The organism is Microbulbifer mixtoriginis (SeqCode), assembly GCF_052468275.1.
Genome location: NZ_CP174341.1, coordinates 486,042 through 512,374, shown reverse-complemented (window position 1 = coordinate 512,374; position 26,333 = coordinate 486,042). Strand labels below are relative to the sequence as shown.

Below are 26,333 nucleotides of genomic sequence, written 5' to 3'. Positions count from 1 at the left end.
AATTAGAATTCTTAATCCAGTACAGGTACAAAGTCACTTGTTAATCTTTTCTATATAAGAGGCCATAACCTAAACCACTAGTAGCTCCAAATAGAAGGCCTACTGTAAGTATATGCTTTAGATAAATTAACCAACCCCAAAGCGTTGGATAGCCATTAACTGCTTTTATTACATCTATACCGATTAAAGTATCTTCAACCTTACCAATGTAACTGCCATCAGGGTACGGCCAGTCATTAAATCCAGGATATAGAGAGCCAACAATTAAGCCTAGACACATGCACTTGAATAGATTTAGCCCAAAGTATCTTTCTATTATTAATGCAAGTGGTACATAAATCATCATGTGTGCTAGCGATATAGGAATTGAAAAAATCAAAATAAATGCTGGGCCGGCTGAGTTTATTTTAGAAAATCCTAACGTACCGGCCAGTAACAAAAGTACTATCGAAGGAATAAGGCTTGCAGCAGTTATTGATGGTATATGTCGCACAGAGATTTGGTTTGAACTTACGTCCAGAAATTATAGGCTATCATAGGGTGCCTAAGCTATGTAATTGATTGATGTGTCATATCCAGCTAGTACTTTCCGCACCAAAGCGTCGCATGATGTTTAAATGCGTTAGTGTGGCTGTCTTCGCAAAGACCACAGCGCAGCGATTATGACCATTCCACAAAATCCTAAATATATTATTTTGCCGTTCAAATTTTCAACATCAACACACTGCCAATTTTCACACTGACGGACTATAAAAACATTTCTCGGATCAATCCAGAAAATAATACTTGCCGTTATTGCGGAAAATATAACTGGGTAGGATCTTACTTTGGGGACAACTTCGGCCAAGAATGCCGCAAGCCAGAAAGCGAAGAGTGATGCCAAATATAACTTTAATTGGCTCTCACCAGAGAAAATCAAGCTGGTAATTGTGCTGAAAAAAGCACACAGCCCGATAAAGAATCTAAGTCCGCTTAATCTGGAAAGACCACCATCATCCTTGGTAAATTTGTAGCCATATCTTTTCATGGTTTATACTAGTGTATTGATGGGCAACCTAGACGTAAACCGTTAGCCATTGAATTTAAAGCGTAATCTAGTCTTATATTTACACCAGCTTCCTGACCAGTCAAATTTCCAGCTTCTTACTGCTTTTACAGCAGATCGATCAAATAAGTTATCCGGCTCTGACTCTAAAATTTCAATATCTTGCAAAATTCCATCAGGATTAAGCAGGGCAGTTAGCACTACCCAGCCATCTACAGGTCGTCGGTACTCTCTAATTGGATATTTAGGGTCATATCCCTCAATGCGCTGAAGATTTTCTGAGCAAGGAGTGATGTTTTCAGCATGACAAAATGTGGATAAAATAAGTAGTAAAAATGAAATTGCAACTTTCATAAATCAATAAGGCCTTGCTGTAGTAGTTCTTTCTCCGATATAAAAAGAATAGCGTTAAAATGAGCTTATACTAATAAGCCTCCTTGTTATCTATTTTTTTCTTCATTAATCACTGAAATAGTTCTTTCTATAAATCTTTTATAAGCTTTTTGGGGTAGGAATGGGGATTTATTATTTATATTGAACTTTTCCAAAATATCCTTAACTTGTGTATCAATCATTATTTGTTCCACACCCAATCCCTTTTGATGAAGCTCTTGAATTTTATTTATCCATGTAAAAGTATTTTTCCTGAATTCAAGCAAAGATGGCTTGTTTGCTGGAGCGCCATGCCCCGGTATTATCAAGCTCTGATCATCACCCAGATTTAAAATGGCCTCAATGGCTTCATTAAAACCTTTAATTCCACCAGCATAAAATGTTGGGTGCCAGCTGGTATCGAATACATCACCGACAAATATAGAATTACTTTCCTTATGGTAATAAATATTGTCGATTGTTGTATGAGACTTGACTTTAATGTGAGTGAGTTCATCTAAATTGAAGCTGCTCTCTATCAGTTTTCCACCTTGCTTTTTAAAGTGCGCATTTCCACCTGTGTGGTCGGAATGCGCGTGTGTGTTTAAGATGAAGGAGATAGACTTATCGTAAATTGACCGAATTTCTTGATCTAACGCACTTAACTGATTATTTCCTGGCATAGGATCAATGAGTACCAATCCATTTTCAATTGCTATTAAGCCAATATTCGTTCCGTACTCTTTTCCACTCAAGATATGTAGGTGTTCAGAAACTTTTTGCACACTAATGCTACTTGATAAAGCGATAGAGCTGGTGAGTAGAAATAAAGTGGAGGTCAGAATTATAAATCCTTTCAAAACTCATCCTCTTGCACTGTGATAAATGGTTCTTTAGTCTGTAACGGCTTTGTCAGTTGTACTTTGGATGCGGGATGGTATTGGGATACTTTGGTAAGGCTAGCCAAAAACGTTAACTGCACAAAATTGCTAGCCTTAGCTATTCCACGCTAATTTTAATTTCATCTATAGGGTAAGCCGGCTTAATTTGAGCACAACTTAGTGCCTTGATGAAGTCAATGTACGATATTTAAGTAACCAGTTATGTGAATTAATGATTGCTGGTGAGAGCTAGCTATTTCATTGAATGAAAACCGATATTATTTCCTTCGGTATCTTGCGCTATTGCGATAAAACCGTGCTCTCCAATAGACATTTTAGGCACTACTACCTTCCCACCTGCTGGCTCAACTCTGGCCAGTTCAACAGAACAATCTTCGCTATCAAAATACGCTAGAGTGCTATTACCTCCAGCTTCAACACCCTCCATTTTACAAATTGCTCCACTTGCACCCGGCTCTTGTTTCATTGGGAATGCCCACATCTCGGGTTGAGGGAAGTCTTTTACTTCGTCAGGATTGTCTAGTCGAGTTAACTCCTGCTTGAGAACAGCTTCATAAAATGACTTTGCACGAACCATATCATTTACATAAATTTCAAACCAACAAACTGCATTTGTTTTCATTTGAGTATCCTCACTGTTAAGTATCTAAGTATGGTTTGTATTTCTGGAGACATAACGAAGTTTTAGAAAGATCATTCATATTTTACGCGCAATAATGAAAACTACCATATTATGCATTCCATGCTGCCATAGAACTTCAATGGTAAAACCAGCGTCTTGAATTTCTTTCTCTAATTTTACTTTTGTTAGGATGAAGACATCGGGCATTATGCCCATAAATTTTCCCAGAGGTGCTAAGAGCTTAATAAACCGTATATAGGAATTACCCATACAAACGGTACTACTCACGAAAACGCCACCAGGCTTGAGGATTCTAGCAGCTTCTGCCAAAACATCTCTTCTATCTGGTAATAAGTGAATAACATTTAAACCCAATACTGCATCAAAACTTGCAGACTCAGCATTGAATTCGGTTAATGTACCTCTGGTAAATCTAATATTATCGATGCAGGCTTCCCTGGCCTTAGTTCGACCAATCTCAAGCATATTTTCAGAGATATCTACCGCTTCAATATGTTGCACATGTGGAGCGTGGCAAATCGCTGTAGTTCCTGTTCCGCAACCAAACTCCAAAATATTCATATCAGGCGTAAAGAATTTCTGGGTATCTGAGAGCTTCTTCTGATAACTTGCCTCGTCAGAAATAGGGCTCCTAGCATACTCCTCTGCTTTTCTATCCCAGAACTTATCAGACCTAGTCATATCAGTTCCTGTATAAATGCCAAGGCGTTATCGGCGCTGTTTTTTTCTCCCTGACTCATAAAGCCTCATGCTGCGGACCAAAGCGTCCGAAAGCCTTAACATTTTAAGTTTCAAAACCCATTAAGAACACCCCACAACTTATCCCAACGTTCAAGCTTTTCAGCGGCACTCAACAGTCTTGGCTGAATTTGAATAGGGTTGCCAAGTTGATTCACGTCTTGCAATAAATTGGAATTTATTGCTCCGCGAAGCCGACCATTTATATTGCAGCCTACGGCTAGCAGTTCATTACAAGCTTTACAATGGTAGAAATTAGCAAGCTGATCACCATTTTGTTTAGTTAAAATCCCATCACCAATGAAAACCACTGACATATTCGGATCACTAATAATAAGTGACGGGTTGGCTTGGCAATAATTACAATCGCAAATGCGCGGATTCAAACCTTCGATCGGTCCAGCTAACTGAACCTCAACCCGCCAACGCTTACATTTACACGATCCCTTAAAGAGCATAATAATTAGCGCCAATTACGATGAAAGATACGCTCGTCTCAATTGCCGGAGGCTACTGGCATCTTTTTGTCAGGGTTTTGACAAAAAAGCTGACAGCAACCGCAGATCAGATTGCATGCACTTGGTACGCCCAGCATAGGCGTGAACTAATAGGGTGAAACTACCCTGTAGAAAGATCATCATTTAATGGCACTCCATTAAATGCTAACTACCAGTGAATGGCAACTGCAAAATGGTGAGATCTTAGGGGGAGGGGGCCACTGAAAAACTACAAATTACCGAATAGAAACATCACTTAATGCTTAGCCTAGAGGCGAGGTGGTCAAGGGCACTGAAGCCATGTGATCTAATGGGTAGAGTAAATGATGAAATTGTGTGGTGAAAGTCACACCCTTATCAGGGGAGATCTGTGTAACCTGCTGATATGAAGCTGTCAGCATGGCTGCTGACTCATAAGAAGGCCCAACCCACTAACTACCATCGAGGGGATAAAAAATGGTTGAACACAGCGGCACCTCGGTCTGCACTTGGGTGTTGCCTTTGATGACCATGAATCTCTGGGCGACTCTTAAGATGATTAAGCAATTCGAGAGGACGCCGGCGGACTTCGCCAAAACGATACCCGGAGGCGGTTTGCGTTATCGTCTCCAGTGAAACCGAGATCCGCGCCGGCCTATCGGCTCACTCGCCACGCACGAGTAATTGCAGGTCCTCCGGATTCCCTTCGATAAGGCGGCTAAGGGATTCGGCGCGAGAGATCCGACCGTCTCTTAGCGTGTACAGGCTGATTACCTTGATTGTGAGCTGTTGGCCATCTTTCGCCTTCGCGCGCACTAGATGCATATCAGCTATCCGATCGCCCTCACCAATTACGGAAAGGTAATCGAACCTGACGGCCGAGTACTCCATTCGGAGCAAATTGATACGCGAATCGAGTTGCGATCGCCCAATCGTTGTGTCGTCGATAACCTGCACGAAGTCTTCGGTAAAGTAGCGGTCGGTGACCTTAGAATCAGCGTTTGGATCACATACCGCTTTGGCCATCTCATCCAGAAACGCTTCGGCCTGTTCACTATTCATTTTCGATTCTTCTCCGTTCGCGTCCGATTGTGGTCGAACGCATGGACAGACATCTACCACTGTCTAACGCTAAGGTTGACCCAGCTGTCATGCAGCTCGCAAAAAATATTACAAACTTGGCGGAGCCTATCCCGCGAGTTTGATTATAGCGGCTTTGGGTCAACGCTCTGTGATGCGCAAGTGGGTCAGCTTAAACTTTTGGTATCCGGGTGGCAGTAAAGAGGACCGCGATTTGGACACTTATGGATGATGTTCGAATCAGACTGATGTGCTGAGCCAGATGATGCATCCTCAATAGCTTGCCGCTTAAAGGCAACCTGGCAATCGAAGCATGCAAACTTATGCAAGAACTCAGTCAAAGTGTATAGCGTGTGGTGAAGGGGTGAGCCATATAATGAACCTTTGATCTTGACTTCAAGTATCCTCATTCATTAATTTTTGAATATAAATATTCGTCGAAGTATTGGCCATTTTTACATGAAGCTTTTCGAAGAGTACCTTCATACAAATAGCCATTTTTCTCTAGGACTCTAATAGATGCACCATTCATGGAAACTACAGAAACAAATAACCGGACGAGATCTGTATATTTAAAAAGCATATCCGTAAAGACTCCAACTGCCTCAGTAGCAATTCCACTGCTCCAGAATTTCCTTCCAATCCAGTAACCCAGTTCAGCGCCGCAGCTATATTCAAATTCACCTACCTTAGCCGATATACATCCTACAAGCTCTCCATTGTACTCGATCGCTTTTATTAGGCTTGAATTCTCACTATTTTCAACCCACCAACGAGCATCACTCACCGTATAAGGTTGAGGTATGGCATCTGTTATATATTGCGTTACCTCATTATCATTAAGGTACAACATTAGTGAATCAATATCAGACTTATCAAACTGTCTTAACTTAAGCATTTTTTAGAAACTCTACCATAGAGACTCATGAACGACAGCAAATTAAGAAGGTGATCCTATGTGAAGGACCGTATTACATCCTTGTCAATCGTAAGTATCGGGCGTTTACGAGTAATGTCATTCTCTCATTATAAATGAGATCCGAGACCCTGGGATGAACCTAGGTTTTTCACACATCTATCCTAGTATTCAACAATTATTTCATGCGTAACAAGGGAATTGAAATCTTTAGAATAACGTTGAAACATATGTCTTATGTGCAAACCGTAATCCTTAATCCCTCTGATTCCAACCTTATGGCCAACAATTTTTTTGCTAGTGGGTGTAAAGTCGAAGTGTCTATTTCTATAAGCCTACGTTTTCCTAAGCGCTTATCTAGTGTGGCTAGGGATTGAATCAATGGATTCTCGGAGTTTATAGCTTCATCAATTTTGAGGGTATGAACGAATTCCCAGCAAGCTTGATAGGCATCTTGTCGAGATAATTCTCCATATTCCATCTCACCATAAGATATTTTCTGCTTTTCACTTACGTGCTCAGGCACATCGGAATCTGTTACCCACCGGTTATCTTTTCGATAGAAATTACCATTCGCTCTATTCCAAAAGGCCATTGTACAGAAGTTTGCTATTACCGCCTTATCAAGAGTCAACCAGGCATGGCCACATGAACAGTTTCCATATCTGGTACTGTTGATTGAAATACGGCCACCCAAAGATGGAGAAAATTTTTCTTCAACAAGGGATTTAAGCTTACTCCATTTCATTGGGGGATATTCCTACTTACACATGAAATCATCAGTTCACGGCTGTTGTGCAATTGATTGTTTCGTTCCAATATAGCAGCTACCACAAATTCAAGGGATGGGAATACAGCAGATTCTCCGTACCCCTATCCTAATTACTCGTTTAGAGGCCAGAGTGCTTAAACAAATTATAAAGTTAATACTGTTAGTGCAATGAGCTTTCGAAATAGGTAAAGGCCGATCCGATAGCCACTCCAAGGAGGATAGGTCCTGGAAAAAACCTGAACAGCTGTTTTACTTTACTGGGTGTTCGACCGTTACGTAGGTCACTAATTAATTCATGTTGTGCGTGAAAGGCACATAGAGCTGATATTATGGCGACGACCAAAGAGAAAGTGAATCCTTCAGTAATGGGTGTATCAATACCAAGAGCGGTTTTGAGAGTAACAATACCGCCTATAAATGCCATAGCGAATGTTGAAATGGACTTAAAAAAATCGAACTCTAATTCTTGACTCAGAAGATAATGAGAGCTTTGCTCTATGGGTTTATCATTAATTAATTCTTGTAATTTTGCTTTCATTATGTACAACCGTTAACAGGATCTATTTGGATAATAGTACCTTTGCCTACCCAATGGAATACTCAAGGCCTACAGTAAGTTCTATAGCAACAAAGCGACAATTGTTCAGCAGAAAAGGTTCGATCGTACCAATTTTATTGGTTTAGACCATCTGGAGCTATTTTTATAAAGTAAATTATTACAGGTATAAAACAGATCAAGGTTAAAACCATATTTGCGATATTCAGTAATTGTTTGCTCCCAAATATCACAAATAACAACCCTGCTAATTGAGCAACAGCTGTATAAAGGAAATACATCCCCAGTGTTCTATAAAAATTTGCTAGTTCTAGGGTAATAAGAGCTGGAAAGGTCGCTACCAGCAAATATGAGATGAACCCACATAGCATCGCGATACTAAGTCTATATACTAAATAATTTGTTCTTCCCATATTAGTTTTTAAATGTACTTCTCGCATAATGAAGCGGGTCAGACATTAAAAAGCTCTATGACAGACTGGGTAGATTTATTTTCTAATAATACATATGTAGTAAAAGGTCAAAACCTTTTATTGAAAATCTTACTCTTTCCATGTCTTCTGTATATTTGCCGAGGTTATTACCATCAAGATCCCAGACATTTTCTTTGGCGAACCAAGTATTTAATTCGTGATCATGACATTTGAACTGGCTTTGTGGGACTACCTTACCGTTTTTCATGGTCGGCCCAAAATTCCTACATTCTGTGCCCCACCTCCACCACTTTATATCTGGCATATTTACCATGCCTTCTCTGAGGGGAACGCCAAAAACTGTGATTTCGGACTCATAGTTTTTATAAATTATGTATCTAAAGCCCCACTTCCCTCCCACCTCATAATTTACATCCCGAGTAAGTATTTCACCCGGCTCCAGGTCAGCTATATCAATACTAGGAGATAGTTCACCAGCATTTGCTGGAGGCTTTAGGGCACTGCCAAACATGCCAAGTATGAATCCGATTCCAATTAGAGAGACAGTAAGAAGGCTAAACCAAAGTAATTTTTTGCGCTTTTCCATTTGATGCTCACAGTGTAGTCAAAATAAGTTTGATTAAAATGTATAATTACCTTATCTGGTGCTGCAAATTGAAATGCGGCCATCTAAAGATGGAGAAAATTTTTCTTCAACTAGAGATTTAAGCTTGCTCCATTTCATGGAAAGATTTTCCTAATTACACATAAATCCATCATTTAACGGCTGCTTTTTATTGATAGCTTCGTGCCAACAAAATGGCAACAACATACCCAAGGGATGGGAAAAATCTTTCAGTATTAAGTATTTCTATCAAAAATACTTATCGCACAAAGCTGGGTATAGCTTGGGTAAATCGTCCTCATCCCACGCTTCGCCAAAGGGATCATCTCTGCCTTCAGAAGTAAGGCGGTCATAAGGAAACTCCTCTCCTGTGACCTTCTCGTAGGCATCATTAGCTATATACATGAAGTCCTCAGCTTCGAAGTCTTCAGGTAGCCAATCGGCCAGAGATTCAGGATTTATTAGTGCTGCTTCAAACTTCTCGCGTCCTCCAAGTATCAAGCCAGCTCTGAAGTAAGTAAAACCATCATCGGAACAGCCACCATTTAAGATATATGCCACAGCCCAAATATCCCAACGGTATGTGAGGTCATTTAGTTCGCACTGCTTTTTTTTGAATGCAATAATTTCATTAGGAGTGAGCTTGCTTACATCCTCAACTAATCTATCAAAAACTTCCTCAATATCAGATACTCGCTTTGTTACGCTTTCTACCAGATACCAAAATCTAGAGTCTTCCACGATCATCCCTTTACTTATAAGATCGTAAATATGGTCCGAAACGGAACAGCAAAGCTGCGAAACGAAGGTTCAGCCAACGCTGCTGCCATTTTAAAGAAATGATTTTGATCATTCCCCAGAGCGCTTCCTGCGGTTTTCAAGTAGCTTAAGTTGACCTTCAATACCGTTTTTTATCCATGCCTCTTTGGCAGACTTCCATGTATTATTCATATATAGATATCATCTTTTCCTAGTGGAAAAACAAGCTTTCACCTTTCCAAGCAATAAAAGATGAAAGCTAATTTAATTCCACTACATCAGCTTGTTAAAGGCTCAATACTTCCCAAGTATCACCCTTGCGAACAAAACCTTTCTCTGAAACTATATGAGGCCACTCGTTCTCAGGGTCATAAACTATGTTTCTTACTTGCTTTAGGCCTTCAGCATCTTCTGATCCAGTTACTATTACCAAATCTCTAGATGGAATATAAACAACAATATCTCCCTTTACGGGAAACTGTTCTTTATTCCATAGGCTGTCATAAAGTATGAGTGAGGCTTCATAATTTCCACCTGCCAGTAACATCGAAAAAGAGGCAGGATTGCCTTGTATTTGCAATTCAATGGAGTTCCGTAAGTTTTCCTTAGCTAGGGTGCGTAACTCTTCGTTTTTAATCTGTAGTTTATCTATATCTTTTTGAGAGATATATCTCATTGAGGTTTCAGTATCAAATACATAGAGGACATAAAGCTCTTCATTTAACTGTTCAAAGTAAAAGGGAAAAGGAGCATCGCTACCTTTTTCTCTAAACATTGCCTCTACTTGACTAATATAATCTCTATTTTTGATGACTGGGAATATTTGTGTCTTGCCAAAATTAATTTCTTTTGGTTGGAACAACTCCTCTAAGCTTCCAGCATATTGTTTAATAATATCTTCAAGTGATTCAGGGCTATTAGTATAAGAAATATAGGCGTTATTTAAAAAAGAAACCTGCTCTTCACCATCATTGTTTTCGAAGTGGACTTCTAGCTGATCTTTTTTCTCAGCTTTAATACCCATAACCTTTTTTTGAACAGCCTTGATATAACGTTCAACAAACTCATCTTCACTTAACAATTCGTCAGCAAAACTTAATTGACAGAAAAGTATTATCAATAGAAATACTGTTTTTTTCATTATTTACCCCTAAATAAAATAAATACTATGTATTTATTAGCTTTGTTTACACTTAACTGTTTTATCAATAGCCTCAGACCAGGCTGATTGACTATCAAAGTTTTCAATGAGGCCGTTATTGGCTTGATTACCTGTAAAAGCACCAATACCATGCTGGATCATATATGTTGGATGGTATGTCGGTAGCCCCCGTGTGCGCAAAGCTTCACATACTTGCTCATTACTTTCCAAGATTGTATTTATTTCTGATTGGAGAAGAGAAAGCTGTTCCTCCGAAAGGCCGCTTAATGTATTCATGCGAAGAACAATGATGCTTTGATGTGCTGTTTGGTCACTAACTCTTTTGGTATCATAAATTCCATAAGTCATGGCAGCGTAATACATTTTTGCTGCATCTGAATAATTTCCAGAGTTTAGGCATTTCTTCATGCCAGAAAATATATCAGCAGGATTTTGACTGGCCTGGAGCGAGTTAATATCCACACAGGCAGCTGGCTTAGACGCTTCTAAGTTTCCTTTGCTTTGAAAGTTTGTAACATCAGAATTGCTAGCGCATGATGTAATAGCGATGGACGCCAGTATTGCAATGATTTTATTCATATATTTGATACCTCTTGTGAAGCCAGCAACGTATTTAAAAGAATGTTGCATTATACCGATTTTATATATATCTCAACAATTAAGTTTGCCGTAACCAGAAAACCTATCACCCAGCATATTCTGGGTAAATATATTAAAAATAAGAACTATCGTACCTGAGGCAGTCTTTATGTAGCGGATGAAAGGGTTGCTGTCATCGCTGAAAGTGTGTCGATAATGATCGATCTATTATTTTTTATTTTCAACTAGAGGATCTGTAAAGAGTACCAATTTAAGTTGCTATTTTTATGAATAGCTTGGATTTTCGTCAGCATAAATAAGCGAAAATATAGGCACAAAAATGATCTTATTGGAATTTATTCAGTTTGTTTTAGTGTCAAAGCTGCGTAAAATCGATTGATATTTATTGGTATTTTGGCCGGAATTGAGTGGCCTTTTGAAGGCCGATGGCCAAAGACCAAAGGGATTCGAGAGAATCAAGACATCTAAGAGTTTTCTAAAGAACCATCTTCTCAAAGGAGAACGGTAGCGTGATGTAAAAGACAGTAAAAGGCGCTGACCCAAGGTGCAGCAACACCAGGGGCCAGCTGACCAAATTGATAATCAGAGTATCAAGATGGCTATATGGATCATACGCTAGAAACCCGCTCGTCTTCAATAAAGTGGAGTACATTCAGCGGCTTGGAGCGACTCCCCAAGCAGTGGAAGCGTTGTGCCTGCCTTTTCTTCTTCTATGCCTACCGTTCCCGTGCACCACCCCGTATTTCCTCAAAAATTTACTTTCGCAGCCTTCCACCAGAGAAGGTTTACCCATGGTTTGACTATCAGTAGGAAATAATTATGTTGATTTTAAAGCGCCGGACTGGTGAAAACTTAAGGATTGGAGCCAATGTTTCAATCACAGTATTAGACGTCAAGGGTAATCAGGTGAAGATAGGGATACGTGCTCCGAAATCCCTACCCGTTCACCGCGAAGAAATATATATACGTTTGCAAAAGGAACGGGCATTGGGGAATGGGAGTCGTTGATAACCTGGTCGCGACTATGGAACAATTAAAGCACCTAAGTCAAAACTATAGCTAATTAGCTGTTTAACTTCGTGTGCTTTTACTTGTTATGAAATTAAAGTTTCTGCGACAAAAAATCCTGCTGCTACATTCACCATAAAAGAGGCGAGCACAGATGCAACAAGTTTTACCGTACTGTTCGTCGCGTCTGCTAAGAACTTAGTTTGCTGGTTTTGATCACCACCCGTAAGCATGAATAAACTAAACAGGTGACTCATTCTACACCAGCGATAAATCATTTCATTAAATTTCCCAGTTATTGATCGAATAACTATAAAACCACAAAGCATTATAAATGCATATGCAATTGCATCTTGAGATTGAAGCTGCCTAAGAAATAAGAAGCAAGCTATAGAGTAAAATATAGGCAATATCCATGTATTTATTGCTTCAATCTTACTTTTGTGTTGATTTATCAATGTGTTAATTTTTGTAATACTTTGTGGTTGAGGGCAGCTATCTACCCATCTACCGACTAGCTCAAAAATTTCTTCCGAAGCCGTTTGTGTTGCCCCATTTACCGAAACAGATACGGAGCCTGTTTCCATTTCTAGGCTGTCAATATCATCGGGTGTTTGAGATAAAATGGCTTGGAGCATTACGAAAGGATTTATCGGGTTTGATATTCGTACTGTGATTGAAAGTTCATTTTCATTCCCATCATGATCATGTACAACAATCCAATTCAAAATAATCTTATCAGTACTTTTACCGCTGCTTGCCAAGTTTGATTCAAGCAAGGTTAAGTCGGTATTTTCATAATGGGTCTTATCAGTAAAACTTATAAGATATTGGAATCCAATCTTTGTTGGTTTAAAATAGCCAATTTTTTCCCTAAATTTGTCGAATAATATATTGAGCTCTCTTGGAGAGCACACAAACTTATCCGACATTACTTTTGTTGTGGTGCCCAATATGCTCTTAGTCACTTTATAAGGTGACTTAATGGCCGGTACCAAGTCTTCTAGCTCGATCAAATCTGACAAAACATTTCTCCCTTAAATTTAAAAGTCGGTATATCTTGGCCTTAAAAAAGAGTACGCAAAAGAAGCAGCATATCACTTGTTAACATATTCGAAGAACGGGGGAGCACTCTAAAAAGAAGAAAAATTTAAATTAGCTTTTTAGTCAGAATTGGCACAGAACTAATCAAGCAGATATTTTTTGATTACAATATGTCTCGATATTTTGTTTTTTTGAATAAAGGCTCAAATCATTAAAAATCAATAAGTTAGCGCATCCATTACTATGGATATACGAAGCTGTTCTTAATCTTTGGCGTTGACAACAAAAGAAATCGTCAAATGCTGTGCTGTAGATAAAAACAGCATAAAGAAAGTGTGATGGATGCTATCCGTCCAAAACCATCGGCTAAACCATAACAATCTATAGCTATTCTGGGTCAGCATATTCGCAAACAGGAACTATTGCACCGAAAATCCCTGCTCTTAAGCACTTGACGAAAACAACGCTGCCACCGCCAATAAAGTAGCCACCCAAATCCCACAAAGAATCTTCCAAAACAAAGACGCATCCCCTTTCTCAGTAGGATCTTCCCTTAGGTAATCGGGGTTAGGGTTGGCCAGGTCGCGCATAAATTCAGTCAGCGTGGAATAGCGCTGTTCCAGGTCGATACTGCATCCCCGTTCCAGGGCGCGGTCGAACCATATGGGGACTACCGGATTAAACTGGCTGGCGGTGCGGTAGCGCAGGCGTTCGAAGTCGGCGTGGGAGCGGCAGTTCTCGATTTCTTCGCCGTAGGGCAGTTCTCCGGTAAACATTTCGTAGGCAATGGTGGCGAGAGCATAGACATCGCCGCGAATACCGCTGTTGTGCCCGAGGATATAGTGGGGGTCGGAATAGCTGGCGGTGCCTAGCGCTTCCGGGTGTTCCAGGGGGCGGAAAATCTCGGCACTGCCGGCTACATAGACTGAGCCGAAGTCGATAATTTTCACCCGCCCGTCGCCGTCGATCATGATATTGGCCGGGCGCAAATCCTGGTGAATGGTTTCCTGATCGTGGAAGGCCTGTAGTCCGGTGGCAATCTCCTTAAGGAGTCGAAACGCCTCTGCGGGTTTGGGAAAGCGGTTATTGGTGATCCATTGCTCCAGGGTGCTGCCCTGCACATACTCCATCAGGTAATAGAGCGCGGTGCGCGGGCGGGTCTGCCGGTGCAGGCGCACTACCTGGGGGCTGCGAATACGCAGGCCTATCCACTCTTCCTGAATAAAGCGGTCGATATAGTGGATATCGTCCTCGTAATTTACTGAGGGGGTTTTCATTACCAGGATTTCCCCGGTGGCACTGTCGCGCACCAGGTACAGTTGGCTGCGCTGGGAGGAGAACAGCTCCCGTTCCACCTGGTAACCATCCAATACCATGCCCGGTTCCAACTCCGGCGGGAAGGGCAGGCGGGTAAGCTGGCGGCTGTAATCGTCCAGGGTGGTTTGTGGCAATGCTTTTACCTTTACCACTAATGCGGAGAGGTTATCGTCACTTCCGTTTTCCTCGGCGAGGCGCACCAGGGTTTCCGCTGTTTCCTGTTCGCTTAGTTGGGACTCTGCCAACAGCTCCCGCAGTAAATCCTGTTTGATAAAGTCGTGCACGCCGTCACTGGTAATCAGCAGTACATCGTCCTTAGCCAGGCTGAGCTGGCCGTAATCCACTTGCAGGCCGGTATCCATGCCCAGCGCGCGGGATAGCATCTGTTGGCGGTGGGCCAGGGTGATGTTGTGGTCTCGGGTGAGGCATTTAAGGTTGTCACCGCGCAGGTGATAGATACGGCTGTCGCCGATATGAAAATAGTGGGCGGTGCGGGATTTAAAAATCAGGGCAGAGAAGGTGCAGAGGAAGCCCTTTTCCTGTTGGGGAAAGTCGTGGCTCTTGCGGTATAGCTTGCTGTTAATGGAGGCGAGGATTTTCTGTCCGGCGTGGGCGACAGACCAGGTATCCGGCACCTTGTAATAGTCCCGCACAAACTGCTCGGTGGCGGTGTGGCTGGCGAGGGCGCCTGCTTCGGCAGAGCTGACCCCGTCTGCCAGTGCGGCGACTGCGCCCAGGTATTCCTGTAAGTGTGGGCTGGCTGGCCAGTGATAGATTGCGGCATCTTCATTCTGCGGTTTGATGCCGGCACTGGTACAGAGGCCGTGGCTCAATCGCGGTGTCTGGGCTTCGGGGTTTGCCTCGGTTTCTGTTTGCACCCCGGAATTGGTTTCGCTCACAGCTTTCTCCACTCTCTTTTCGTCCCCTCAGACCAACGGCGAAAAACAAAGAAGGGCCATTGGCCCTCCTTTGCGTTTGTTGCTGGATAACTGCTTTAAGATCACCCTTTCCGATCACTCCACGCTGATCAGCTGCACTGTGCCATCCGGTAGCACTTCGGCGATATTGCCTTTGGGCTCTTCCAGGAACAGGCAGGCGAAGAAGATCACCGCTGCTGCGCCGCAGATAATCAGGAAGAACTGGCTGTAGCTGACATAAGACAGGGCGGTAAGGAAAGTAACCGCACCCACGTTGCCGTAGGCTCCGGCCATACCGGCGATCTGCCCGGTCATGCGACGCTTCACCAGGGGTACGACGGCGAATACGGCACCCTCACCGGCCTGCACGAAGAAAGAGCAGCACATGGTGGCCACTACCGCAGCGGGAATCCACCAGCCGCCGTTGATCTGGCTCAGTACAAAGTAACCCACTGCCAGGCCGCCGATCAGGAACATCAGGCTGCGGCGGCGTCCCAGTTTGTCAGAGAAGTATCCACCGGTTGGGCGAGCCACCAGGTTCATAAAGGCGAAGCCAGAGGCGAGCAGGCCGGCCTTCACCGGGCTCAATCCTTCAAAGGTTTCCAGGAAGAACAGGGGCAGCATAGAAACCACGGCCAGCTCTGAGCCGAAGGTGACGAAGTAGGCCAGGTCGAGGATGGCTACCTGCTTGAAGTTGTATTTCTCCAGCTCGGGCACACCTTCGCGTAGGTGGTCTTTGTTTACATTCCAGATCATGCGGGTCTGGAAGGCGAACAGCACTACCAGCAGTCCCCACATCACGTAGGTGGCATTCTGGCTCAGCAGGGCTACGCCGCTGGGAGACAGTTTGTAAGCCAGCGCTGCCAGTGCCAGGTACATGGGCACATTCATCAGCAGGTAGAAGTAGAAATCCCGCTTGCTGGTCACTTCCAGGCCGCCGCTCTTTTTCGGCTTGAAGTAAGTGGAGCCTTTAGGGGTGTTGCGGGCAACGCGGTAGTAGATGATGCCGTACAGGCCGGCGATGATGCCGGTGAGGCCCAGGGCATAGCGCCAGCCGTCTTCACCGCCGAACAGCAGGGCGATGGTGGGCAGGGTCATGGCACCGGCAGCAGAACCGAAATTCCCCCAGCCGCCGTAAATACCTTCTGCCAGGCCAACTTGTTTGGCTGGGAACCATTCACCCACCATGCGGATACCAATGACAAAGCCGGCACCCACAAATCCCAGCAGGAAGCGGAACAGGGCCAAGGATTCATAACTGTCTGCGGTGGCGAAGCCCAAACAGATCAAAGATGAGGTCATCAGCAGCCCGCTGTACACCAGGCGCGGCCCCAATTTATCCACCAGCATACCGATAATGATTCGGGCGGGGATGGTGAGTGCCACATTGAGGATTAATAGGGCTTTTACCTGCTGGCTGGTGAGGTCGAACGCTTCCTTGATAAAGACCATCAGCGGAGCGTGGGAGAACCACACCACGAAAGTCAGGAAAAACGCAAACCAGGTAACGTGCAGCGTCTTTATTTTGGGATCGCCCCAATTAAATAAATTGAGGCCGCTGGATTGACTCATGACTATTTTCTCCGGCTTCTCAGAAATTTAGAGGTGGATAGGGTCATGGCCGATAGTATTTGAGCAGCGCTACAGGGAAAGTGCACAAAGGGGGTAGTTGGGTACTGAATAAAGGCTTTGCTGCTTAGTGTTAGCCCATTTGGGGTAGTGCCTTTTAAGGGGAGCTGCTGCCTATTGAATAAGGTTTACCCCTTGTTGAGTAGCCATAAAAAATCGGCTTGCGAGCGAAGAGTTTTTGGGAGTAATTGTGATTACCGGAGTTTTTATGCATCTTGCTGGCAGGTGGCCTTTACCAATACTGCTGTTTTTAATCCGTTCGTGGCGGCGCAGCCGGTGCGTATTGATCGGGCAGCCGATGTGGTGACCAAATAACCTTCCCGAAAACTGAAAAAATAGGAGAAGCCCGCGGTGCAATATACCCAGCAACTCGCCGGGCGTGTGCTGATATTTGCTTCGGCCATGTTTGCTGCGAACTTTTCCGTGTGGACACTCTATGCGGTGCTTGGAGTGGAAGTCCGCGGGCAGCTAGACCTCTCAGCCACAGAGTACGGCATCTTACTGGCCGCGCCGATCCTGAGCGGTGCGTTACTGCGTTTTCCCGCCGGCTTGTTGGTGGAATATTTCTCGGCAAAAAAACTTATCCTCCTGCAAATGCTATTGCTGCTGCCGGTGCTTTTACTCTTGCCCTATATCGAGAGTTACGGTGAGCATCTACTGGCCGGTTTGTGGTTGGGGATTTCCGGGGTCTCCTTTGTGTTGGGTATTCGCTATATCACTCCGTGGTTCGAAAGGAGGCAGCAGGGCACCGCGATGGGCATTTTTGGTGCAGGCAATGCCGGGGCGGCGATTACCCTGGCCCTGGCGCCAGCGATCCAGAATTGGCTGGGGCGAGAATGGATTGGGCCGATTTATGCGGTTGGTATTTTGCTTATGGTGGTGTTATTCGAATTTTGTGCACCTGAAGAAACCCGCTATATGCGCAGTCGTAACAAGGCAAAAATTCAGCACCATCTAAGGCCACTGATGCAGATCAAGGTGTGGCGTTATGGGCTCTATTATTATTTTGTCTTCGGCAGCTTTCTCGCACTTTTACTGTGGTTGCCGAATTACTACCTGGCGGTGTATGAAGTCAGCACCCAGGTGGCGATGGCGCTGACCCTGCTGTTTGTGGCCCTGTCCAGTTCGCTGCGTGCGCTGGGTGGCTGGTTTGCAGATCGCTATGGTGCGCGCACGGTGAATTGGAGTGTGTTCTGGACCTGCTTGGTATGCCTGTTTTTTCTCAGTTACCCCCCAACCAGTATGACGATTCACGGGGTGGAACGGGATGTGCATCTAAATATCGAGGTGGGCATTGAGTTGTTTACCCTGCTGTTGCTGGTGATTGGTATTGCCCAGGGGTTTGGTCGCGCTTCAGTTTACAAGGCGCTACACGATAATTTTCCGGCACATATGGGCAGTGTCGGTGGCACTGTAGCCACAATCGGTGCGCTGGGCGGTTTTACTCTGCCGGTCCTGTTTGGTATCGCACAGGATTTAGTGGGTATTCACAGTGCGGCATTTATGTTGCTCTACGGCGTGCTGGCAGTTTGTATGTTGGTAATGTATCTGGCAATCCAGAGGGAGCAATATCAACAGCGTTTGGCCTTTGCCAGGCAAAATAATTTTTTGCATGAGGATACGAGTAACTCTGCGGCTTTGCCAGATAGGTAGCGCCCACTACCAAAATGGAATTATGTGTGTGTAAAGGGTAGGAAGTATTTATTTTTTCTACCGAGAAAAACTGTGGTTTCAACCACGTCTGAAAAATTGTAATTTGTCACTGTCACTCCGTTGTTGCAAAGGAAAAGCGTAATGACCATTTCCAGATTTCCCAAAATTTTCGGTGCTTTACTGTTGGGGGCCTGCAGCACAGTCGCATTGCAGGCCGCTGCGCAGGATGGTGAAAATGCCACTCTTGTCGACGCGCTTAAATCCGGTGAAGTCGGGTTGAATCTGCGTTATCGCGTAGAGATCGTCGACCAGGAAGATTATGACCAGGATGGTATTAATGGGGATGCACTCGCGTCCACTCTGAGAACCCGCCTCAACTGGCGCAGCGGCAGCTACCGCGGCTTCAGTGGTTTTCTTGAGATGGACGATGTTACTGCAGTCGGTAACGACAATTACAACTCCACCGTCAATGGTAAAACTAATTACCCGGTAGTGGCCGATCCAGATGGCACAGAGGTTAACCAGGCCTATATCCGTTATAACGGAGAAAATTCCATAATTACTGCTGGTCGCCAGCGTATTAACCTCGATGGCCAGCGCTTTGTTGGCGGTGTTGGCTGGAGGCAGAACGAGCAGACTTACGACGGCATACGCTATCAGTATGGCAGCGCCGACAGCCTGCAGCTGGACTACAGCTACGTGTACAACGTAAACCGGGTTTTTGGTGAAGATAGCGCCGGCGCCGAATTTGAAGGCAATATCCAGCTACTCCATGCCAGCTACCCGGTGGCCGAAAACCATAAAGTCAGCGGTTTTGTTTACAGCCTGGATTTAGAAAATTTCGTGAATAATTCCAGCCGCACCTATGGGGTGGATTACAAAGGAAGTTTTGGCCCTGTAAAAGCTAATCTAAGCTATGCGCGCCAGGACGATACCGGGGACAACCCCTTCGACTACAATGCCGACTACTATCTGGCGGAAGTTGGCGCAGACCTGGGCCCGGTAACCGCAAAACTCGGTTATGAAGTACTGGGTTCTGATAATGGCGTTGGTTTCAAAACGCCGCTGGCTACCCTGCATAAATTCCAAGGTTTCACCGACCAGTTCTTGGTGACTCCAGGCGAAGGCATTGAAGATATGTATATCAGCGGTGCTATGAAACTTGTGGGTGGCAAGTTGAATATGGCTTATCACAATTTTGATGCGAATGAAGGTTCCGCAAATTATGGCCATGAGTGGAATATCAGCTACGGCCGCAAGCTGACAGAGGATATTTCTGCACTGGTGAAATACGCCTCTTACCAGGCTGACGATCACAACGTGGATACCGACAAGTTCTGGTTAATGGTTACTGCCAATTTTTAATTAAATAAAGCCGCTCCATAGCGAGGCCCCGGCTCTGGCCGGGGTTTTACTTATAAAAACCGAAGAATTTCTTTAGGGGTATTTTTCGGTTTTTAGCCATTCTGCCTACTGAATTTCTATTTTGTGATGTTATTTCCCTTACCGGTTGGCATCACTGTGAGTACCTAAGGAGTACCACCTTTGCCCCAAGCATAAATTAACCAGCTTGATACACTGACATCAGTTTAAACACCGAGTCCCGCTACCTAAACAGCGCCGTTTTTTATTGACGTTGCAAGGTGCCGGGACCGTGGCCGTACCGGCCACCAGGGTCTAGCGGGAAACTGCGCGGCCTCCCGAAATTGGAAAGGCGTTTAATGTTACAAGACAATTTTGGCCGTAGGTTTTACTACCTGCGCCTGTCCGTGACGGACATCTGCAATTACCGCTGCAACTACTGCCTGCCCGAGGGCATCGGTTGCGGACGTTCCCTGGAAGGGGAAAATCCTCTCTCAGTGGCTGAGGTGGGCACATTGGTGCGCGCTTTCGCTTCCCTGGGTACGGAAAAGGTACGCCTTACCGGCGGAGAGCCCTCCCTGCGCAAAGATCTGGTGCCGCTGCTCGAAGCCGTGCGCGCTAGCGATAAGATTCGCCGCTTAGCCATTACCACCAACGGTTACCGCCTGCCCAGTCAGATAGACGACTGGCACCGCGCCGGCTTGGATCAGGTGAATGTCAGTATCGACAGCCTCGACCCGGCTCAATTCCACCATATCACCGGCCACAATCGCCTGGATAAAGCCTTAGCAGGCCTGGATCGTGCTCTGGCCTTGGGTATCGATACCAAGGTCAACGCAGTGCTGATGCGCCAGTACAACCTGGCCGAGCTGGATAACTTCCTCGCCTGGGTTCGTGAGACTCCGGTGACCCTGCGCTTTATTGAATTGATGCGCACCGGCGATAACCGCGAGTTCTTCGCCAGCAACCATGTCTCCGGTGGCGATATAGAAACCCTGTTGCTGCGGGAAGGTTGGGAGCAGGTGATCCGCACCCGCGATGCCGGTCCGGCGCGGGAGTATTTCCACCCGGATTACGCCGGCCGTATCGGCCTGATTACCCCTTACGGCAAAGACTTCTGCGCAAGCTGCAACCGCCTGCGGGTATCGGCCCAGGGCAAGCTACACCTGTGCCTGTTTGCCGACCAGGGCTTTGATATGCGCGAAATCATTGCCGCCGGCGATAGCGAAGCGCTGGCAGCCCATATCCGTGAGTTGATTGTGGATAAAACCGCAGGCCACCAACTGCACGAAGGTTTTACCGGCGCTACCCGCAACCTGGCGATGCTGGGGGGCTAGGGTTATGGCCAGGGCTCTTGTTAGTAAATCGACAATCGGCGTGGTGCTGGCCGGCGGCCGCTCCAGCCGGATGGGCCGCGACAAGGCCCTGCTGGCCCACCCCCAACAGGGCAATTTCTTGCAGCATGCTGAGGCATTGTTGAGTGAGCTTCCGCTGGCAAAAGTCGTCACCAGCGGCGCCCGCCCTGGAGCGATTGAAGACCTGGTGCCAGAGCGGGGCCCACTGGGCGGCCTTTATTCGGTAGCCCTGGCAACCGGTGCTGACGCGGCCCTGGTAATCCCGGTAGATATGCCCTTGCTTGGGCGGGAGCACCTCGCAGAGTTATTGACAGAGGGGCAGGCAAGTGGCCGGCCCTGTTATTTTGAAAACTTCTTTTTTCCCCTGTGGCTGCCTTTAAATGGCGACTGCCTGGATTATTTGCGCCGTGCCGTTGAGGGCAGTGCGCGCAATTCTGTCGGCGCGCTGCTGCGTCACCTGGGGGCCAAATCCATACCCATAAAAAGTGCCGGCGATTGGCATCGCAATATCAATACGCCGGCAGATTATCTCGGCTTGAGTACGCCGGATAAAACTCCAGAAAACAGTTTTTTGAGAGACCACTGATTATGTCCGCACACGCTAGCAAAGAATTTGTACCGCTCAATATCGCGGTACTTACCGTATCCGATACCCGCAACGAGCAGACTGATACCTCTGGCCAGTACCTGGTGGAAGCCCTCAAAACTGCCGGCCATCAGCTCGCGGATAAGCGCATTACCCCGGACGATGTTTACCAGATGCGCGCGGTGGTCTCCGCCTGGATTGCCGATCCCAAAGTGCAGGTGGTATTGGTGACCGGCGGTACCGGTTTTACCGATCGCGACTCCACGCCGGAAGCTCTGAGCCCGCTGTTCGACAAGACCGTCGACGGCTTCGGCGAGCTGTTCCGCCATATTTCCCTGGGGGATATCGGCAGCTCCACCGTGCAATCCCGCGCGCTCGCCGGCCTGGCGAATCGCACACTGATATGTTGTATGCCTGGTTCCACCGGAGCCTGCCGCACGGCTTGGGAAGGCATATTGCTGGAGCAGCTGGATGCCCGGCACAAGCCCTGTAACTTTATCCCTCATGTGCGCTTTGCCAGCGCGCCCTGCGAGAGCCGGGGGTAATTTGTGAGCCAATTAACCCATTTAAACCAGCGCGGCGAAGCCAGCATGGTGGATGTTACCGAGAAGGACATCACTGACCGCAGCGCCCTGGCTGAGAGCAGCATTTGTATGAGTGCAGAGGCTTTTGCACTGCTTAGCCAAGGGGCGCACAAAAAAGGCGATGTGCTTTCTGTAGCTCGTATCGCCGGCATCCAGGCCGCGAAGAAAACCTCGGATTTAATTCCCCTGTGCCATCCACTGGCGTTGACCAAAGTAGCGGTGGATTTCGAATTGCAGCCGGAAAAACACAGTGTGCATATCACCGCTTTCTGCCGCCTGGCCGGGCGTACCGGGGTGGAAATGGAAGCGTTAACCGCGGCTTCGGTAGCGGCGCTGACCATTTACGATATGTGCAAAGCCGTGGACCCGGCGATGGAAATCGGCCCGACCCGCCTGCTGCAAAAAACCGGCGGTAAGCGCGGCCACTGGCGCGGCGATGCTGCGGACAAGGCGTAAAAATTTCAGAGGTGTAAAGCGATGGTAAAGGTTCTGTTTTTTGCGCGTCTGCGCCAGCAATTGGGCATGGGCGAGACTACCCTGGAGGACTTTTCCGGCAGTCTCGATGATCTTCGCAAAACCCTATGTGACCAACACCCGGACTGGAGTTCGCACCTGCAAAGGGATGATATTCGTATGGCCCTGAACCAGGAGCTGGCAGAAACCGGAGCCCAGGTGAAGGCCGGGGATGAAGTTGCATTTTTCCCGCCGGTTACCGGCGGCTAGTGGTGCCAATATGACAGCCGTTGATCGTATTGAAGTCTGTGAAACGCCCCTCGACGTAGCGGCTGAATATACTGCGCTGCAAGGCAACAGTGGCGATGGTGCCTGCGCCCTGTTTGTGGGTTCGGTGCGGGACTTCAATGCCGGTAGTGATGTCTGCGGCCTGGCCCTGGAGCACTATCCGGGCATGACCGAAAAAAGCCTGCAGCGGATTATCAATGATGCCCGCGATCGCTGGTCCCTGGGGCGTGTGACTATCGTCCACCGTGTTGGCCCCATGCAGATCAACGATGAAATTGTTTTTGTCGGTGTTACCAGCCCCCACCGCCAGGCTGCCTTTGTCGCCTGCCAATACATCATGGATCGCCTCAAAACTGAGGCGCCTTTCTGGAAGCGCGAAGCGGTTGCGGATGAGTCCGGTAAACCTTCAGAGCGCTGGGTTGAAGCCCGGGCCAGCGATGCTGCGGAGATGGAAAAGTGGTCTGCCGGCTGAGCCTGCTGCTATCCGCTTTACTGGTGGCCATCGCGCTACCGGTTAATGCGGATAACTGCACCTTGCGGGTGGCGGTAGCGGCCAGCTTCCGCCCGGCACTGGAGGAAGTGCTGCCGGAATTTGAGCGTCGCCATGTCTGTGTGGTGCAAATCAGTAGCGGCAGCACTGGGGTGCTCTACCAACAAATAGCGCACCGCGCGCCCTTCGATTTATTCCTGTCCGCCGATCGTGAGCGTCCCGAACTGCTGGAAAAGCAAGGTGGGGCACTGGGTAGCAGTCGCCAGACTTACGCCCTGGGTTTACTGGCTCTCTGGCACCCAAAATCGGAATCGAATATCGAAAAGCTACTGCAAACCTGGCCCGATAAAATTGTATTAGCCGATCCGAAAGTAGCACCCTTCGGCACTGCCGCCCGGCAGGCGCTGCAAAGCCTGGATTTGTGGAAGAAAAAACAAACTCAATTAGCCCGGGCCCACAATGCCGGCCAAGCCTATTTAATGCTGGATTCCGGCAATGCGCAGCTGGGCTTTGTCGCCGCCAGCCAGATGCAAGCAGCCGGCCGTGACAACTACTGGCTGCTGCCGCAGCATTTGTATAAACCCATTGAACAGCAGCTGCTGATTCCCACCCAGAGCCGTCGACCTAAAGAGGCGCAGTCCCTCGCTGAGTATTTGCGTTCAGGGGAAGTGCAGGCGCAACTGCACCACCTGGGTTACGGTGTTTTGCCAACTCAATATCGAAGTAGAGATGGAGGGAGTGGCTTATGAATATCGCCGCTGCCGACTGGCAGGCCCTGTGGCTAACTTTAAAATTGGCCGGCTTAACTACCTTACTGCTGTTTATTATCGGCGTGCCCCTGGCCTGGAAATTGAGTCAATGGCAGAGCCGCTGGCGCCACGGTATCGAGGTATTAATTACCCTGCCGCTGGTACTGCCACCCACGGTGTTGGGTTTTTATTTACTGCTTTTATTTTCCCCTAACTATGCGCCCGGGCAGTGGTTGTCACAACTTTTTGATGGCCCCTTGGTGTTTTCCTTCACTGGCCTGGTGTTTGCGTCAGTGATTTATTCCCTGCCGTTTATGGTGCAGCCGCTGTTGGCCGCGTTTAATGCCAATGGTCAGCGCCTGACCCAGGCTGCCGCAGCACTGGGTATACCGCCCTGGGCGGCATTATTAAAAGTTCTTTTGCCGGCGAGTCGCGCCGCTATTGTGAGTGCCTGCGCTTTAACGTTTGCCCATACCCTGGGTGAGTTCGGGGTAGTGTTGATGATTGGTGGCGCTATTCCCGGTGAGACCCAGGTGGTTTCTATCGCTCTTTATCAGCATGTGGAGGCGATGGAATACGGTGCGGCGCACCGGCTGGCTTTGATGTTGATGGGAATTACTACCGTACTGCTACTCGCTGCCCGTTGGCTGGGACATAGTTTGGCCCCGCGCGGATCAAACAACGAGCAGGCTAAACCGGTAATGGGGGTGCTGGGCTAATGGAAATCACCTTACCCCTATTCGGTACTGCGTCTACCACTTCTGATTCCAGCGGACTGAGTGTTGCAGGGCTGGTGACTTCGCTTAACGCTGCGGCTCCCTGGCAATTAGAGCTGCCTGCCTCTGGGATTTTTGGTCTTACCGGCCCCTCCGGCAGCGGCAAGAGTACATTGTTGGCAGCCCTGGCTGGCCAGCGCCATTGCCGTGGCAATATCACGTTTGCCAATACAGTTTGGCAGCGCGGACGCCGCGCCCTGGCTACCCACAAGAGAACGCTTTCTTTGGGCTTTCAGGATAGCCGACTGTTTGCCGGCCAGTCGGTGGCAGATAACCTGGCACTGGCCCGCCGTTACAGCCGCAAGCCACTGCCCGAGGAAGAGTGTGGTCGGCTGCTAAAGGCTTTTGGTATTGAACCGCTACTCCATCAGCCGGTAGAGCTATTGTCTGGCGGAGAAGCGCAGCGTGTGGCTGTATTACGCCAGCTTTTTAACAATGCGCCGCTGCAATTATTTGATGAGCCGCTTTCAGCGGTTGACTGCGCCCAAGTACTGCGGCGCCTATTGCCGACCCTGCGGGATTTCTGGGCTCGATATCCGGCGCTGGTAATCTGGACCAGTCACGACTTTGATGAAATCCAGCTGCTAGCCCAGCGCTGTTTGTGGATGGATTCTGCCAATTTGTCCGCGCCACTTCCTTTACCTGAAGTTGCCCAGCGCCTGGATAGCCACGGCGTAGGGGATAGTTGTCGCAGCCGGATTGAAGCGCGGGTGGAAGCCCTAAGCGATGGTTTGCTGACTTTGGATTTAGGTGGGATTTCCATCTTTGCAGATAGGGTGGCAGGCCATTATCGCAAAGGTGATACCGCCGCTTTTCTGCTGGAAGCTGGAGATATCAGCCTCAGTGTAGAGAAGCCGGGCCTGTCCAGTATCCTCAATTGCCTGCCGATAACCTTAGTTGCAAAGCAGAAGCTTACTGATGGCCGCATTCGTCTACAGTTAGCTGCTGCTGATCAGGTGTTCTACGCAGATATTTCCCGTCTCTCCTGCGAGCGCCTAGAACTGCGTGAAGGCACTACCTACTTTGCCCAGTTTAAGGCCGGTAGTCTTGCTGGTTTGTAAGC

At 47.0% G+C, this 26,333-nt stretch carries 31 protein-coding genes, 1 pseudogene and 1 riboswitch; of the genes and pseudogenes, 13 read left to right on the top strand and 19 right to left on the bottom strand.

Annotation, left to right across the window (positions count from 1 at the left end):
• Positions 1–40: 40 nt before the first annotated feature.
• The 16 genes and pseudogenes from ACJJIC_RS02270 to ACJJIC_RS02195 all read right to left on the bottom strand — a co-directional run bounded on the left by ACJJIC_RS02270 (position 41) and on the right by ACJJIC_RS02195 (position 11,038).
• Entirely contained in the window at positions 41–439 is a 399-nt protein-coding gene (locus tag ACJJIC_RS02270) for a hypothetical protein (protein WP_444910957.1), read from the bottom strand.
• A gap of 183 nt (positions 440–622) precedes the next feature.
• Positions 623–1,027 carry a hypothetical protein gene (locus tag ACJJIC_RS02265; protein WP_445356366.1) on the bottom strand — a complete coding sequence of 135 codons (405 nt, stop codon included), beginning with the start codon at positions 1,025–1,027 and terminating at the stop codon, positions 623–625.
• A gap of 42 nt (positions 1,028–1,069) precedes the next feature.
• Positions 1,070–1,399, bottom strand: a complete 330-nt coding sequence (locus ACJJIC_RS02260) for an energy transducer TonB (protein ID WP_445356365.1) — start codon at positions 1,397–1,399, stop codon at positions 1,070–1,072.
• Positions 1,400–1,485: 86 nt separating this feature from the next.
• Complete coding sequence (locus tag ACJJIC_RS02255) at positions 1,486–2,277, bottom strand: MBL fold metallo-hydrolase (RefSeq protein WP_445356364.1); 792 nt, start codon at positions 2,275–2,277, stop codon at positions 1,486–1,488.
• 274 nt (positions 2,278–2,551) lie between these two features.
• Positions 2,552–2,941, bottom strand: coding sequence for a VOC family protein (locus ACJJIC_RS02250; RefSeq protein WP_444891625.1), 390 nt, complete (start codon positions 2,939–2,941; stop codon positions 2,552–2,554).
• Positions 2,942–3,016: 75 nt separating this feature from the next.
• Entirely contained in the window at positions 3,017–3,643 is a 627-nt protein-coding gene (locus tag ACJJIC_RS02245; protein WP_445356363.1) for a class I SAM-dependent methyltransferase, read from the bottom strand.
• A 110-nt stretch (positions 3,644–3,753) separates the two neighbouring features.
• Complete coding sequence (locus ACJJIC_RS02240; RefSeq protein WP_445359699.1) at positions 3,754–4,086, bottom strand: hypothetical protein; 333 nt, start codon at positions 4,084–4,086, stop codon at positions 3,754–3,756.
• A gap of 753 nt (positions 4,087–4,839) precedes the next feature.
• The gene (locus ACJJIC_RS02235; RefSeq protein WP_445356361.1) at positions 4,840–5,238 is read right to left on the bottom strand and encodes a nuclear transport factor 2 family protein; all 399 of its coding nucleotides are present in this window, start codon (positions 5,236–5,238) and stop codon (positions 4,840–4,842) included.
• Between the two features lie 424 nt (positions 5,239–5,662).
• Positions 5,663–6,154 (bottom strand): GNAT family N-acetyltransferase, encoded by a 492-nt coding sequence (locus ACJJIC_RS02230; RefSeq protein ID WP_445356360.1) that lies wholly within the window; start codon positions 6,152–6,154, stop codon positions 5,663–5,665.
• Positions 6,155–6,407: 253 nt separating this feature from the next.
• The gene (locus ACJJIC_RS02225; protein WP_445356359.1) at positions 6,408–6,920 is read right to left on the bottom strand and encodes an SF0329 family protein; all 513 of its coding nucleotides are present in this window, start codon (positions 6,918–6,920) and stop codon (positions 6,408–6,410) included.
• 184 nt (positions 6,921–7,104) lie between these two features.
• Positions 7,105–7,482 (bottom strand): hypothetical protein, encoded by a 378-nt coding sequence (locus ACJJIC_RS02220; protein ID WP_445356358.1) that lies wholly within the window; start codon positions 7,480–7,482, stop codon positions 7,105–7,107.
• 513 nt (positions 7,483–7,995) lie between these two features.
• Complete coding sequence (locus tag ACJJIC_RS02215; RefSeq protein WP_445356357.1) at positions 7,996–8,520, bottom strand: hypothetical protein; 525 nt, start codon at positions 8,518–8,520, stop codon at positions 7,996–7,998.
• 57 nt (positions 8,521–8,577) lie between these two features.
• Positions 8,578–8,658: pseudogene (locus tag ACJJIC_RS02210) on the bottom strand (SF0329 family protein); the annotation flags it as partial.
• A 129-nt stretch (positions 8,659–8,787) separates the two neighbouring features.
• A complete protein-coding gene (locus ACJJIC_RS02205; RefSeq protein ID WP_445356356.1) occupies positions 8,788–9,279 on the bottom strand; it encodes a DUF4240 domain-containing protein in 492 nt (163 codons plus the stop codon).
• 304 nt (positions 9,280–9,583) lie between these two features.
• Positions 9,584–10,438, bottom strand: a complete 855-nt coding sequence (locus ACJJIC_RS02200) for a DUF1444 family protein (RefSeq protein ID WP_445356355.1) — start codon at positions 10,436–10,438, stop codon at positions 9,584–9,586.
• A gap of 36 nt (positions 10,439–10,474) precedes the next feature.
• Complete coding sequence (locus ACJJIC_RS02195; RefSeq protein ID WP_445356354.1) at positions 10,475–11,038, bottom strand: hypothetical protein; 564 nt, start codon at positions 11,036–11,038, stop codon at positions 10,475–10,477.
• 624 nt (positions 11,039–11,662) lie between these two features.
• Between ACJJIC_RS02195 and ACJJIC_RS02190 the strand changes: the two genes are divergently transcribed.
• Together ACJJIC_RS02190 and csrA are read left to right on the top strand one after the other, a co-directional pair.
• Complete coding sequence (locus tag ACJJIC_RS02190; RefSeq protein WP_445356353.1) at positions 11,663–11,869, top strand: hypothetical protein; 207 nt, start codon at positions 11,663–11,665, stop codon at positions 11,867–11,869.
• A 9-nt stretch (positions 11,870–11,878) separates the two neighbouring features.
• Positions 11,879–12,067 carry a carbon storage regulator CsrA gene (gene csrA, locus ACJJIC_RS02185; RefSeq protein WP_445356352.1) on the top strand — a complete coding sequence of 63 codons (189 nt, stop codon included), beginning with the start codon at positions 11,879–11,881 and terminating at the stop codon, positions 12,065–12,067.
• 86 nt (positions 12,068–12,153) lie between these two features.
• On the opposite strand, the gene ACJJIC_RS02180 is transcribed toward csrA, so the two are convergent.
• The 3 genes from ACJJIC_RS02180 to ACJJIC_RS02170 form a co-directional block, all read right to left on the bottom strand.
• Positions 12,154–13,092, bottom strand: coding sequence for a hypothetical protein (locus ACJJIC_RS02180; protein ID WP_445356351.1), 939 nt, complete (start codon positions 13,090–13,092; stop codon positions 12,154–12,156).
• Between the two features lie 462 nt (positions 13,093–13,554).
• Positions 13,555–15,327, bottom strand: a complete 1,773-nt coding sequence (locus ACJJIC_RS02175) for a bifunctional protein-serine/threonine kinase/phosphatase (protein ID WP_445356350.1) — start codon at positions 15,325–15,327, stop codon at positions 13,555–13,557.
• Between the two features lie 114 nt (positions 15,328–15,441).
• Entirely contained in the window at positions 15,442–16,917 is a 1,476-nt protein-coding gene (locus ACJJIC_RS02170; protein WP_444908465.1) for a NarK family nitrate/nitrite MFS transporter, read from the bottom strand.
• Between the two features lie 408 nt (positions 16,918–17,325).
• Here ACJJIC_RS02170 and ACJJIC_RS02165 point away from each other — a divergent pair, with 408 nt between their 5' ends.
• From ACJJIC_RS02165 to ACJJIC_RS02115, 11 genes are all read left to right on the top strand, one after another.
• On the top strand, positions 17,326–18,627 hold the full coding sequence (locus ACJJIC_RS02165) for an MFS transporter (protein ID WP_444908466.1): 1,302 nt from the start codon (positions 17,326–17,328) through the stop codon (positions 18,625–18,627).
• Positions 18,628–18,768: 141 nt separating this feature from the next.
• Positions 18,769–19,992 carry an alginate export family protein gene (locus ACJJIC_RS02160; protein ID WP_444899322.1) on the top strand — a complete coding sequence of 408 codons (1,224 nt, stop codon included), beginning with the start codon at positions 18,769–18,771 and terminating at the stop codon, positions 19,990–19,992.
• Positions 19,993–20,209: 217 nt separating this feature from the next.
• A riboswitch (molybdenum cofactor riboswitch) is annotated at positions 20,210–20,360 on the top strand.
• Positions 20,349–21,326, top strand: coding sequence for a GTP 3',8-cyclase MoaA (gene moaA, locus ACJJIC_RS02155; protein ID WP_444887742.1), 978 nt, complete (start codon positions 20,349–20,351; stop codon positions 21,324–21,326). It overlaps the preceding riboswitch by 12 nt.
• A 4-nt stretch (positions 21,327–21,330) precedes the next feature.
• Positions 21,331–21,930 (top strand): molybdenum cofactor guanylyltransferase, encoded by a 600-nt coding sequence (gene mobA / locus ACJJIC_RS02150; RefSeq protein ID WP_444908467.1) that lies wholly within the window; start codon positions 21,331–21,333, stop codon positions 21,928–21,930.
• 2 nt (positions 21,931–21,932) lie between these two features.
• Positions 21,933–22,475, top strand: a complete 543-nt coding sequence (gene moaB / locus ACJJIC_RS02145; protein WP_108731355.1) for a molybdenum cofactor biosynthesis protein B — start codon at positions 21,933–21,935, stop codon at positions 22,473–22,475.
• 3 nt (positions 22,476–22,478) lie between these two features.
• Entirely contained in the window at positions 22,479–22,970 is a 492-nt protein-coding gene (gene moaC, locus ACJJIC_RS02140) for a cyclic pyranopterin monophosphate synthase MoaC (RefSeq protein ID WP_282951931.1), read from the top strand.
• Positions 22,971–22,991: 21 nt separating this feature from the next.
• Positions 22,992–23,237, top strand: coding sequence for a molybdopterin converting factor subunit 1 (gene moaD, locus ACJJIC_RS02135; RefSeq protein ID WP_445356349.1), 246 nt, complete (start codon positions 22,992–22,994; stop codon positions 23,235–23,237).
• 10 nt (positions 23,238–23,247) lie between these two features.
• On the top strand, positions 23,248–23,727 hold the full coding sequence (gene moaE / locus ACJJIC_RS02130) for a molybdopterin synthase catalytic subunit MoaE (RefSeq protein WP_445357874.1): 480 nt from the start codon (positions 23,248–23,250) through the stop codon (positions 23,725–23,727).
• Positions 23,712–24,494 carry a molybdate ABC transporter substrate-binding protein gene (gene modA / locus ACJJIC_RS02125; RefSeq protein ID WP_445356348.1) on the top strand — a complete coding sequence of 261 codons (783 nt, stop codon included), beginning with the start codon at positions 23,712–23,714 and terminating at the stop codon, positions 24,492–24,494. The genes moaE and modA overlap by 16 nt, the downstream gene beginning before the upstream one ends.
• Positions 24,491–25,213, top strand: a complete 723-nt coding sequence (modB, locus tag ACJJIC_RS02120) for a molybdate ABC transporter permease subunit (protein ID WP_445356347.1) — start codon at positions 24,491–24,493, stop codon at positions 25,211–25,213. The genes modA and modB overlap by 4 nt, the downstream gene beginning before the upstream one ends.
• On the top strand, positions 25,213–26,331 hold the full coding sequence (locus tag ACJJIC_RS02115; protein ID WP_445356346.1) for an ATP-binding cassette domain-containing protein: 1,119 nt from the start codon (positions 25,213–25,215) through the stop codon (positions 26,329–26,331). Before modB ends, ACJJIC_RS02115 begins: the two co-directional genes overlap by 1 nt.
• The last annotated feature ends 2 nt before the right edge of the window (positions 26,332–26,333 follow it).